General features: G+C 73.3%; 9 protein-coding genes. 5 read left to right on the forward strand and 4 right to left on the reverse strand.

Annotated features, from left to right (window positions below):
• The first annotated feature begins 56 nt into the window (after positions 1-56).
• Both FLW16_RS36860 and FLW16_RS36865 read left to right on the forward strand, forming a co-directional pair.
• Positions 57-467, forward strand: coding sequence for a hypothetical protein (locus FLW16_RS36860; RefSeq protein ID WP_142565390.1), 411 nt, complete (start codon positions 57-59; stop codon positions 465-467).
• A gap of 120 nt (positions 468-587) precedes the next feature.
• On the forward strand, positions 588-911 hold the full coding sequence (locus FLW16_RS36865; protein ID WP_142565392.1) for a hypothetical protein: 324 nt from the start codon (positions 588-590) through the stop codon (positions 909-911).
• Between the two features lie 19 nt (positions 912-930).
• Here FLW16_RS36865 and FLW16_RS36870 read toward each other — a convergent pair whose 3' ends face one another.
• Entirely contained in the window at positions 931-1290 is a 360-nt protein-coding gene (locus FLW16_RS36870; protein WP_260615997.1) for an STAS domain-containing protein, read from the reverse strand.
• On the reverse strand, positions 1280-2578 hold the full coding sequence (locus tag FLW16_RS36875) for a PP2C family protein-serine/threonine phosphatase (protein WP_142565394.1): 1299 nt from the start codon (positions 2576-2578) through the stop codon (positions 1280-1282). Before FLW16_RS36875 ends, FLW16_RS36870 begins: the two co-directional genes overlap by 11 nt.
• A 245-nt stretch (positions 2579-2823) precedes the next feature.
• Between FLW16_RS36875 and FLW16_RS36880 the strand changes: the two genes are divergently transcribed.
• Entirely contained in the window at positions 2824-6978 is a 4155-nt protein-coding gene (locus FLW16_RS36880) for a SpoIIE family protein phosphatase (RefSeq protein WP_185949755.1), read from the forward strand.
• On the forward strand, positions 6975-7280 hold the full coding sequence (locus FLW16_RS36885) for an STAS domain-containing protein (RefSeq protein WP_142565398.1): 306 nt from the start codon (positions 6975-6977) through the stop codon (positions 7278-7280). Before FLW16_RS36880 ends, FLW16_RS36885 begins: the two co-directional genes overlap by 4 nt.
• Here the strand turns inward: FLW16_RS36885 and FLW16_RS36890 are convergent.
• Together FLW16_RS36890 and FLW16_RS36895 are read right to left on the reverse strand one after the other, a co-directional pair.
• Positions 7277-8272: a small ribosomal subunit Rsm22 family protein gene (locus tag FLW16_RS36890; protein ID WP_142565400.1), complete on the reverse strand. Its 996-nt coding sequence runs from the start codon at positions 8270-8272 to the stop codon at positions 7277-7279. The two genes, FLW16_RS36885 and FLW16_RS36890, sit on opposite strands and share 4 nt — an antisense overlap.
• A gap of 15 nt (positions 8273-8287) precedes the next feature.
• Positions 8288-10579, reverse strand: coding sequence for a polysaccharide lyase 8 family protein (locus tag FLW16_RS36895; RefSeq protein WP_221891467.1), 2292 nt, complete (start codon positions 10577-10579; stop codon positions 8288-8290).
• 115 nt (positions 10580-10694) lie between these two features.
• Between FLW16_RS36895 and FLW16_RS36900 the strand changes: the two genes are divergently transcribed.
• Complete coding sequence (locus FLW16_RS36900) at positions 10695-11489, forward strand: hypothetical protein (protein WP_142565404.1); 795 nt, start codon at positions 10695-10697, stop codon at positions 11487-11489.
• Positions 11490-11498: the final 9 nt, after the last annotated feature.

Consider the following 11498-nt stretch of genomic DNA (forward strand, 5'->3'; position numbering starts at 1 on the left):
GGCAGGTCCGTGCGAACGGATCTCCTTTGCGGACGACAGGGAAGGCGCGGGAGAACATGGCTCGTCACAGTGCTCGTCACAGGGCTCACAACAGGGGGCGGCACGCGCTCACCGGCCCGGCGGCGCGACTGCTGGCGCTGGCCGCGCTGGCGTTCACGAGCGCCGGCCTCGCGCTCTCCCCCGCGAGCGCGGACGCGGCGACGAGCCGGGGATGGGGCGGAGGCGACGGAAACGGCGCCAACTCCAGGTATGTGATCAACAACGGCCAGAACAACCTGAACTCCCTGCTCGTCGGCAGCCAGCGGAACACGACGGGCGCTCAGCAGGTCATCACGGGCGTGGACGCGTCGGTGAACACGCAGGCCGCCAACTGCCTGCGCCGGCCCGGCTGCAGGGGCTCCCAGCATCTCCGGGGCCGCAACCAGAGCTCCCCCAGGACGAGCGGCACTGTGATCAACGGACGCTGACGTGCCGTAAAACGGCCGAGAACATGGTGGGGACACGCGCGCCTGGGAACATCGGCCGGACCCCGGCGGAGGCTACGGTGTGACCAGGCTTCGAATGGGCGGGCGGACGGGCGGTGGCGGATGCTTCATTCATGCGGCGCATCTCGGCGTGTCCCGCTGTTCGCCGTCGTCCTCGTCGCGGCCGCCGCCGCGCAGGTCCTCCTCACCGCTCCCGCGAACGCGCGGGCCGGGCGGGGGGACGGAGACGGCCCGGCCTCCGTCGGCAACGGCACCCGCAACCGGAACATCGTCTATCTGGACAGCCCCACGCGCAATCGCGGTCACCAGCACACCGCGGCCAGCACCGCGGGCGGGGCGACCAGCGTGGCGGACGGTTTCTGCCGCCGGGCCAGGAACTGCGACATCAGGCAGAACATCGCGGTCGCCGTCGCCGCGCCCCTGTAGCCCCTCTCACCTGCTCCGCTCAGTCACCCAGCGCGCGTACGGCGTCTTCGGGGCTGTCGTAGAAGGAGAGCAGCCGGTCGAGACCCATGATCTGGAAGACGCGGGCGATGTCGGCGTCCAGGCCGGCCAGGAGCAGGGCGGCGCCCGCGTCGGCGGCGCGCTGGTGGGCCGCGACCAGTGTGGCGATGCCGGTGGAGTCGCAGAAGGTCAGGCCGGACAGGTCGATCACCAGGCCGGCGTCCGGGCCGAACTTCACCTCCTCCAGGGCCGCCCGTAGGCGTGGAGTCGTGTGATGATCCAGGTCACCGGCCACCACCAGCAGGTGCGGCCCGGAGGTGTGCGGCTGGAGGCTGACGGTCAGACCGTTGTCATGCTGCACCGAGACTCCCGGAGGACGGCGTTCGAGTGGCGGGCGGGACGGACAGGGCGAGGATCGCGGTGTCGTCTGACACCCCCTTGCCCAAGGCCGTGATCAGGTCGTGGACGGTGGCAAGGAGGGCGTCGGCGCTCGTGGGCCTGGCGGCGGCGAGATACGCGGTCAGTCCGTCTTCGTCGAGCATCGAGCCGGACGGCGTCCGCGCCTCGGTGAGGCCGTCGGTGTAGAGCAGCAGGGCGTCACCGGCGTTCAGACGCGCGCTCACCTGGGCGAAGTGGGGATCGCGCAGGATGCCGATCAGCTGGCCGCCGGCCGGGTGGATGGGCTCGACGGCGCCGTTCGCCCGCACCGCCAGCGCCGGGGGATGGCCCCCGGTGGCGAGCGTGACGCCGAACCCGTCGCCGTCGGGCTGCAGGACGCCGAAGACCGCCGTGCAGTACGGCACCGGGGCCTCGCCGCCCGCGTGCTCCTGTTGCAGAACCGCGTCGAGATTGGCCAGCACCGCGTGCGGGTCGGCGTCGTAGACGGCCGCGGCGCGCAGGGTGTAGCGGACCAGTGACGTCAGCGCGGCGGCGTCGGCGCCCTTGCCGCAGACGTCGCCGAGGAAGAACCCCCACCGGTCGCCGTCGAGGGGGAACAGGTCGTAGAAGTCGCCACCCACCTCGTCGGCCGAGACGGGGTGATAGGCGGCGGCCGCGCACAGTCCGGGCACCCGGGGCAGCGTCGGCGGGAGCAGGGTGCGCTGCAGGGTGCGGGCCAGCCGCTCCGCGCCCGCGCGCAGCTCCCTTTCGATCTCGACCGTACGGTGCGTGGCCAGCCGCACCTCGAGTTCGTCCATGACGAGGCCGGCCAGGTCCCGCAGGCAGGCCAGCTCCTCGTCGCCGGCCTCACGGGGGCGCACGTCCATGACGTTGACGCTGCCCAGCGCCTCGCCGTCGGGCGTCGTGATCAGCGCGGCCGCGAAGAAACGGATGCCCGGCTCACCGCCCACCACCGGGCCGCCGGCCGCTTGAGGGTCCGGCAGCGCGTCGTAAACGACGTACGGGCCGCCGTGCCGTACGGCCGCGGCGCACAGGCTCTCGACGAGCCCGCGGCGCGGTGGCAGCCCGTGCGCGGCGATGACGCGGACCGTGTCGTCGCCGACGATCGTCACGGTGGCGAAGGGAGCGTGAAAGATCCGCGCGGCCAGGGCGGCCACCCGGTCGAACGCGGCGCCGGAGGCGGTCTCCAGGGCCGCGTAGCGCCGCACGGCCGCGAGACGACTCGCCTCCGTGGCGGAGGCGAGCGGCATCGGCCTGCCGGGCGCTTCGTCGACGGTGCTGACCTCGAGCTCCTTCCGTCGCGCCGGGCCGGGGCCTTGGGTGCCCGCCTGGCCGGTGAATGATTTGCCCTATCCTACGAAACCGTTGAACTGTTCCTTCCCTGACCTGCCGGACTCGCGTGGAGGGCCCGGCCCACGATGCGATCCGGCTCATGACGCACCGGCCGTCCGGCCGTTGAGGAGAAGGCGAAGCGATGAGCGGGGCGGGGCGACCGATGTCTGCTGAGCACGGCCGGCCGATGGAGCTGCTGTTTCCCGGCGACAGCGAGATGGCGCGGCGGATGCGCGGCTATCCGTGGTCAGAGACCTCCATGGGAGACCCGGCGACCTGGCCGACGAGTCTCCGCACCGCGTCCCGGATCTGCCTCACCTCCCGGTTCCCCATGATCGTGTGGTGGGGGGAGGAGCTGCGGTTCCTCTACAACGACGCCTATCTGCCGCTCCTGGGGTCCAAGCACCCCGCGCTGGCCAAGCCGGGCGACGAGGTGTGGACGGAGATCTGGCACACCATCGGCCCGATGCTGAAGTCGGTGATGAGCTCCGGCGAGGCGACCTGGTCGGAGGACCTGCTGCTGCCGATGAAACGGCACGGCTACTGGGAGGAGACGTACTGGACGTACTCCTACAGCCCGCTGCACGACGACGACGGCACCGTGCGGGGTGTGTTCACGGCGGTCAGCGACACCACCGAGCGGGTCATCGGCGAGCGGCGCCTGGCGGTGCTGCAGGACCTCGGCGCGCAGGCGGGCCGCGCCCGCACTGTCGCCGAGGCGTGCGAACTGGTCGCCGAGGTGCTGGAGCGGTCGGGCGCCGACGTGCCCTTCTCGGCGATCTACCTGCGCCGCCCCGGCACGGACGAGCCGGCGCTGACCGCGACGAGCCCGCGCGGCGCGACCGTGTCCCCCCTTCCCGGCGGGCCCGGCGACTGGCCGGTGGAGCGGGTGCTGCGCACAGAGGCGCCCGTCGTGGTGAACGACGTGGTGGAGCGGTTCGGCGCGCTGCCCTCGGGAGGCTGGCAGACACCGCCGACGCAGGCCATGGTGCTGCCGCTGGCCGGTGAGACCGGCGGCCAGACGGTCGGGGTGATGGTGCTGGCGGCCGGCGCGGGCCGCACGCTCGACGAGGCGTACGAGTCGTTCCTCGCCCTGGTGGCGCGGCAGACCGCGGCGCTGGTCAACGCGGCCGTGGCCTACCAGCTCCAGCAGCGCAGGGCCGAGGAGCTGGCCGAGCTCGACCGGGCCAAGACGGCCTTCTTCTCCAACATCAGCCACGAGTTCCGCACCCCGCTGACGCTGATCATGGGGCCGGTGCAGGAGCTGCGCACCACGCTCGCCGACGCGGGCGAGCCGGTGCACAAGGACAGGCTGCGCGAGGACCTCGACGTGGTCCACCGCAACGGTCTGCGGCTGGGCAAGCTCGTCAACACGCTGCTGGACTTCTCCCGCATCGAGGCCGGCCGCATGCAGGCGAGGTATGAGCCGGTGGACCTGGCCGCCGTCACCGCCGAGCTGGCCGGCGTCTTCCGCTCCGCGATCGACAGGGCCGGGCTCGCCTTCGACGTCGACTGCCCTCCCCTGGACGAACCGGTGTACGTCGACCGAGGCATGTGGGAGAAGGTGGTGCTCAACCTGCTGAGCAACGCCCTGAAGTTCACCTTCGACGGCTCCGTCCGGGTCGCGCTGCGGGCCGAGGACGGGCACGCGGTCGTCACGGTCGCCGACACCGGCATCGGGATCCCCCGGCACGAGCTGCCGCGGCTGTTCGAGCGGTTCCACCGCATCGAGAGCGCCAAGTCGCGCTCCAACGAGGGCAGCGGCATCGGGCTCGCGCTGGTGAAGGAGCTGGTGGGCCTGCACGGCGGCACGATCATCGCCGAGAGCGCCGAAGGCGCGGGCACCACGTTCACGATCCGGCTGCCCTTCGGCTCCGCCCACCTGCCGTCCGACGGCATCGTGCCGGCCGGCCCGGGAGACGTGGTGTCGGCCACCGCCGACCCGTTCGTCGAGGAGGCCCTGCGCTGGCTGCCCACGGGGGAGGAAACAGCCGCGGAAGAGGCCCCCTCGCCGTCCGCCGGCCCCCAGGGGGACGGTCCCCCGCCCCGGGTCCTGATCGCCGACGACAACGCCGACATGCGCGACTACCTCACGCGCCTGCTGCGGCCGTCCTACCAGGTCACCGTGGTGACCGACGGCCAGGCCGCCCTGGAGGCGGCGCGCGCCGACGCCCCCGATCTCGTCGTCAGCGACGTCATGATGCCGCGCCTCGACGGTCTGCAACTGGTGGCCGCGCTGCGGGGCGACCCGCGCACCGCCGGGGTCCCGGTGTTGCTGCTGTCGGCCCGCGCGGGCCAGGAGGCCTCGATCGAGGGGCTGGAGGCGGGCGCGGACGACTACCTCGTCAAGCCGTTCTCCGCCGCCGAACTGCTGGCGCGGGTGCGGGCCAACGTGCAACTGGCGCGCATCCGCGGCCGTCACACGCGGTGGCAGACCGCGATGATCGAGTCGTTGCAGGAGGCGTTCTTCGTCTGCGACGAGAACGGCTCGGTCATCGAGATCAACCAGGCGTTCACCGACATCCTCGGGTACGGCCCCGAGGGCCTGCCCTACAGCGCCCTGCATCCCTGGTGGCCGAGCGAGGCCGACGACCCCGTGGCGCACCGGATGGTCGCCGAGGCGTTCGAGCAGCTCGTGAGCCGAGGCCGGGGCAGCTGCGTGATCCCCGTCACCCACCGGGACGGACACCAGATCTGGGTGGCGGCCACCTTCAACGACGTCGCCGATCCCACCACGGGCGGGCGCAGGGTCGTCGGCACCCTGCGCGACGTCACCGCCGAGCACTACCTCGTGCAGCGCGAGAGCGCCCTGGCCGCGCTCAGCGTGCGCGTCTCCCAGGCGAGCAGCGTGCGGGACGCCCTCGCGGGAGCGCTGGAGGAGCTGCGCGACGTCTGGGACGCCCGCCAGGTCAGCGCCGCGCTGTGGTACGGCGAGGCTCAGGGGCAGGCCGAGGACGAGCCGGAGCTGTTCGGCACGGCCTCCGGAGCCGCCTGGCGGACCCTGCCGGACGACCTGCGGGACAGGCTCGCGGAACTGCGCGGCTTCCCGCCGCTGCGGCCGGTGGCGAGCGGGGCCGACGGGGCCGGCATCACCCTGGAGCATCCCGAGGGGATCGTGACCCTCTGGATCGACCTCGGCCAGAACCGCCCCTTCACCGCCGAGGACCAGACGCTGCTCGCGCTGCTGTCCGGTCATCTGGGCCAGGGCCTGCACCGGACCCACCAGCTCGACCAGCAGCGCGAGGCCGCGGTGGCGCTCCAGCGGGCCATCCTCGGGCCGTCCCACCTGCCCGACGGCTTCGCCGTACGGTATGAACCGGCCACCCGGCCTCTGGAGGTCGGCGGCGACTGGTACGACATCGTGCCGCTGCCCGACGACCGCATCGGCATCGTCGTCGGCGACTGCGTGGGACGCGGCCTGGAAGCCGCGGCCGTCATGGGCCAGCTGCGCAGCGCCTGCCGCGCCCTGCTGCTCCAGGAGGCCGGCCCCTCTCAGGTGCTGAGCGCCCTCGACAAGTTCGCCGCCCTGGTGCCGGGCGCCAAGTGCACCACGGTGTTCTGCGGCGTCCTCGACACCACGACCGGTCACCTCGTCTACTCGAGCGCGGGTCACCCGCCCGGCATCCTGGCCCACTCCGACGGCACCACGGAGCTGCTGGAGGGCGGCCGTTCGACCCCGCTCGCGGTGCGCCCGGGCCATCCCCGGCCCGAGAGCACCCACACGATGCCGGCCCGCTCCACGCTGCTGCTCTACACCGACGGCCTCGTCGAGCGCCGCCGCAGCCCGCTCACCGCCGGGATCGACGAGGCGAGCGCCGCCGTGCAGGACGGCCGCTCGGCCCCCATCGAGGACCTGGCGACGCAGGTCATGAGCCGGATGACCCCGGACACCGGCTACAACGACGACGTCGCCCTCCTGCTGTACCGCCAGCCCGCGCCGCTCGAGGTGGCCTTCCCCGCCGAGTCGAGCCAGCTCGCCCCCGTCCGTACGGCCCTGCGCGACTGGCTGAACCGGTGCGACATCACCTCGTCGATGATCCAGAACGTGCTGGTCGCGGCGGGCGAGGCCTGTGCCAACGCGATCGAGCACGGCCACCGTGACGCCCCTGGCAGCACGGTCCGCCTGCGGGCCGTCGTCACCGCGCGCGACCTCCACCTGACCGTCACCGACAGTGGCCGCTGGAAACCCCCACAGCCCGAGGCCAACAGCCACCGCGGCCGGGGTGTGGCCCTCATGCGTGCCCTGATGCAGCACGTCACCATCCAGCCCGGTGCCGCCGGCACCACCGTCGACCTGCACGCGAGGATCCCCCGATGACGACTCCCCTGACTCTGGCTCCGTCTCGCCGTCCCGACGGCACCCCGGTCCTCACCGTCAGCGGCGAGATCGACATGAGCAACGCCGGCGAACTCGATGCCGCCCTGACCGGTGCCGCCGCGGACGACGGCCACGCCCTCCTCGTCGACCTGAGCGCGGTCGGCTACCTCGACAGCGCCGGCCTGACCGTGCTGTTCGCGCACGCCCCGCGCATCGAGCTCGTCGCCAACGAGCTGCTCGCCCCCGTGCTCACCATCTCCGGGCTCGCGGACATGACCACCGTCCACGGCCTCGGCGACTAATCGGCAGGGGGTGGCCAGGCGTCGCCCCAGACGACGTCGCGCGCCTCGCGGTAGGTCTCGCCCTGGCGCTTGGAGACCGCGCGGTCGGCCAGCCCGTCCTCTGCCGTGCACAGGCGCAGCGTCACCAGCCCCTTGCGCTTGAGGGGGTGGCGCAGGATCCGGCTCTCCGCTCGCGGCCACGGCCGGGCCGAGGCCGCGACATAGGAGAACTTCTCGTCCTCGAAGCTCAGCGTGCCGTCCTTGATCCGCCGGTGCAGGGCGGTCCGGTTCAGACGGACCGCGAAGTGACACCAGTCCTGGTCCGGGCGGATCGGGCATTCGCCGTCGTGCGGGCAGGGGGCGACCAGGTGCAGGCCCGACTTCGTCAGCAGCCGCCGGGCCGCCGCGATCCTGGCGTAGCCGGCGGGCGTGCCGGGCTCGACGATCACCAGCATGGCGGCGTCGCGGGCCAGGGACCCGACCACGTCCTCCTGGACGGCGGGCGACAGCTCGCCGAGCACGTAGGACATCGTCACCAGGTCGGCCGCCGGCGCGGGCGCGCTCCGGTCGACGAACGCCTGCTGCCAGCGTGCCTCCCGTACGGCCGCCGCGGGCGCGCGACCCGCCAGACCGCGCCCGAAGGCGATGGCGGAGGGGGACTGCTCCAGGACGGTGACCGTGCGCAGCGTCGGCCAGACCGCGCTCGCGGCCCACAGCGCGCTGCCCGTGCCGCCGCCCACGTCCACCTGCGTCTCCGGCGCGAAACCGGGGGCAAGCAGGGCGACCTGGCGCAGCGCCGCGCGCACGGCGCTGTAGGTCGCCGGCATGCGATATCCGGCGTACGCGGCGACCGCGACCTCCGAGCTCAGCGCGGGCACGCTCCGGTCGAAGCCCTCCCGATACTGCCGGATGAGCGTCTGCACGCTCCGCGTCAGCTCGGCCGTCGGGAAGCGTCCGAGCGACGCCTCCAGGGCGTCGTCCAGGTCATCAGGCAGGGTGGACACGGCGTTCATGATGCCCGGCTCCGCTCAGGCTGTCGAAGCGCCGGACCGCACGGTCACCGTGCAGGAGGCGCCCTCCTCACCGGCCGGCCCGCCGAACGTGAGCGTGAGCCGGGCGCCGGTCTCCACGCGGCGCAGGAGCGGGTGGCCGCGCGTGACCCCGGCCACCGGGCGGTCCCACGTCACCGTCAGCCCGTCGAGGGCGCGCCGGGGGTCGGCCACCGTCACCGTGGCCGTGCCGTAGCCGAGGTCGCGCACGAGGACCGCGCACGGATCGGAGGCCGTCAGGCCGCCCGCCCGTCCCCCGGCCCGTCCGCCCGTCCAGAAGTTGACCGCGGTGACGCCCAGCGACGGGACCTCGATCCCCTGCTGCGCGGAGGTGTTGGCGAGCACCCGGGCCCAGCCGGGATCGGCGGCGCGGGCGGCGGTCTCCGCCGGGCCCGCCCCCGGCATGAGGTGGTAGACGTAACCGGCCCCGTCCGGGTCCACTCCGTGGTCCAGCCACAGTGTCGTGTAGGGCCGGGTGACCCCGGCGGCCGTGCGGTCCTCGCGCAGCGTGCGCAGCGGCTGCCCGGCGGGCACGACGTAACCGCCGTGGCCGTCCAGATGAGCCCATCCGGTGTCCGCGGTGAGCCGGGCGCCGGTCCTGCGGTTGTCCACGACGGTCTCGACCGGCACGCCGTCGCGGCAGGTGATGCCGGCGCCGAGGCAGACCACGGCGTCGTCGAGGAAGAACCACGACGTGAACGCCTCCAGCGTGCTCTCCAGGCCGTAGAGGTGCTGGCCCACGGTGGCGTACACGCCGTCGGTCGCGCCGCCCACCCACTCGGCCGGCGTGCGGGTGTCGCCCCACTCGCCGCCCGCGCCGTCGGGCAGCCGCCGGGTGGAGACCGTCGTGCCGGGCAGCCGGTAGGGATCCACGGTGGGCCAGAAGGCGTCCGAGTAGTGGTCGCCGTGTCCGCGCGCCCACCAGTAGAGCATCCCTGAGCCGGTGTGCCAGCCGCGCAGGTTCTCGCCGTTGCCGTACTCGTAGTGGGCGACGCGGGAGGAGGCCATGCTGACCGCCGCGCACCAGCCGGGCCTGCGGTGCACGGCGCGGGCGCTCATCGGGAACAGGCGATGCCCGGTGGGCTCGGCGGCGGCCGGGACGGTCGCGTCGCGCAGCACGGCCGACAGGCGCGCGTGGAACGCCAGGTCGCCTGCCTCGGCCGCCGCCTCGGCCGCCCTCAGCATCGGCTTCGCGGTGTCGCGCACGGCCCAGCCCTTGACCATGGCCCGCCAGCGGGCCCGCTCCTGGTCCGGGGCGGTCTCGGCCAGCAGCAGGACCGCCGCGGCGATCTCCCTGCCCCTCCTGTGGTCGCCGTACGGCCGCCTGTCGATGCCCCGTCCGCGCACGAGGTCCATGCAGGCGCCGTCATGGACGAAGGGCGCGAACGCCCTGTCCACCGCGTCGAGGACGGTGCGCGCCGCCGGGTCGACGATCTCCCACGGTGTGCCGCGCAGCACGGCGAACAGTGTCGCGAGGCCGGTCAGCAGCACCGCGCCGTACCCGCCCTGGTAGGGGACCGAACCGTGCTGGATGAACGAGCCGTCGCGGTAGAAGCCGTCGCCCTCGGTGACGTAGGGGAACACCGGGGAGAGCGCGGAGGCCGCGAGCGCGGCACGATCGGGGTCGGCGCCGGCGATCGCCCGCAGCAGCGTCACCGTGCACAGATCGACCCGGTTCGCCCCGGTGCTGTTGCCCGCGTAGTCGTCCAGGCGGCTCTCCGGGACGAAGGTGTCCACCGCCTCGCACAGCGCCGAGACCTGGGTGTCCTTCAGGTGCGGGGCGGCCAGCACGGCCGCGTCGAGCAGCGCCCTCGGCGTCCCGATCTGCCAGTCCCACCAGTTGCCGGTCTGCTCGGCGTCCGCGGCGTACACGTGCCGCACGTAGTGCTCGATGCCCTCGGCGACCGCCGTGCCGAGGCCCGGCTCGGCGGTCAGCCCGGTGCCCGGCAGCGCGTACGCCCGGCCCATCGCCCGCAGCCGGGCCGGTGTGGCGTCGAGAGAGGGGAAGGGCAGGTCGGGCCAGAGCGACCGGCGCGTGGGCGTCATCGCGTCGCGGTGGCGGGCGGCCTGCGCGCCCAGCCGCGCCAGCCGGGTCCGGTACGGCTCCCGCTCCGGGTCGAACGTGCCCGGGTAACCGAGCGTGACCTCCCGCCATCGGCGGCGCAGCAGGACGAACGTTCCGGCGTCGGCCTTCTCGCGGGGAGCACAGGCCACGGCCAGCGCGGCGAGCCCGCCGAGCTGGAGAAATAATCGCCGGGAAGGTCGTTTCACGCGTAGATTATCCGCGCGATCCCTCCCTTTCATCGATCTTCCACGCATATCTATGGGAGCGCTCCCAAATGACGTACCTTACTTCTGCCGCTGTCATCGGGAAAAGGAGCGCGTCGTGCGACGACTGTTACCCGTGGTGTCGTCCTGCCTGGCCCTGCTGCTGCCGCTGACGGCCGCGCCGGCCGCCTCCGCGTCAGCGTCGACGCCCGCGCCGCACGGGCCGGGGACCTGCGCGAAGGGCGGCACGCTGTTCTGCGAGGACTTCCAGTCGCTGCCGGTCGGCGGCGCGGCGAGCCTCAACTGGGGCGTCGACACCAAGCACGGCACGCTGACGGTGGAGCGCGGCGCCCGCGGGCAGAAGATGCTGCACGTCCACACCGAGGGCAACGGCCGGGCGTTCCTCAAGGTGGACGACTTCGCCCCGCCCGGCAACGGCTTCTACGGCCGCCTGCGGCTGCGCGTCAAGGCGTTCCCCACCGCCCCCGACTGGGCCCACTACACGCTGGTCGAGGCCACCGGCACGGGTCCGGAGATCGTCCGGCCGCTCGGCGGCCAGTACGTCCCCACGCTGGGCAAAGACCTGTGGGGCGTCGGCGCGGACGGCGGCCCGACCGGCGACTGGACCAACTGGCGCGAGTCGGCCCCGTCGCGGGCGGACGTCTGGCAGTGCGTCGAGTGGCGGATGGATCCCGCCGACAACACGATCTCGCTCTGGTTCGACGGCGTGCCCAAGCCCGACCTCACCGTGTCCACCCGCGGCCACGGCGGCAACGACGTCGACTTCGTGTTCCCCCGCTTCGACACCGTCAAGATCGGCTGGCAGCTCTACCAGCAGAACCCGTCCCCCGCGGCGTACGACCTCTGGGTGGACGACATCGCTCTGAGCACCCAGCGCGTCGGCTGCGCCTGACGTCTCACG

This window comes from Microbispora sp. KK1-11 (assembly GCF_006874435.1).
Classification (GTDB): Bacteria; Actinomycetota; Actinomycetes; order Streptosporangiales; family Streptosporangiaceae; genus Microbispora; species Microbispora catharanthi.

Coding starts and splice junctions, on each gene's coding strand:
- FLW16_RS36860 (WP_142565390.1), top strand. CDS start 57: ATGGCTCGTCACAGTGCTCGTCACAGGGCTCACAACAGGGGGCGGCAC.
- FLW16_RS36865 (WP_142565392.1), top strand. CDS start 588: ATGCTTCATTCATGCGGCGCATCTCGGCGTGTCCCGCTGTTCGCCGTC.
- FLW16_RS36875 (WP_142565394.1), bottom strand. CDS start 2,578: ATGCCGCTCGCCTCCGCCACGGAGGCGAGTCGTCTCGCGGCCGTGCGG.
- FLW16_RS36880 (WP_185949755.1), top strand. CDS start 2,824: ATGTCTGCTGAGCACGGCCGGCCGATGGAGCTGCTGTTTCCCGGCGAC.
- FLW16_RS36885 (WP_142565398.1), top strand. CDS start 6,975: ATGACGACTCCCCTGACTCTGGCTCCGTCTCGCCGTCCCGACGGCACC.
- FLW16_RS36890 (WP_142565400.1), bottom strand. CDS start 8,272: ATGAACGCCGTGTCCACCCTGCCTGATGACCTGGACGACGCCCTGGAG.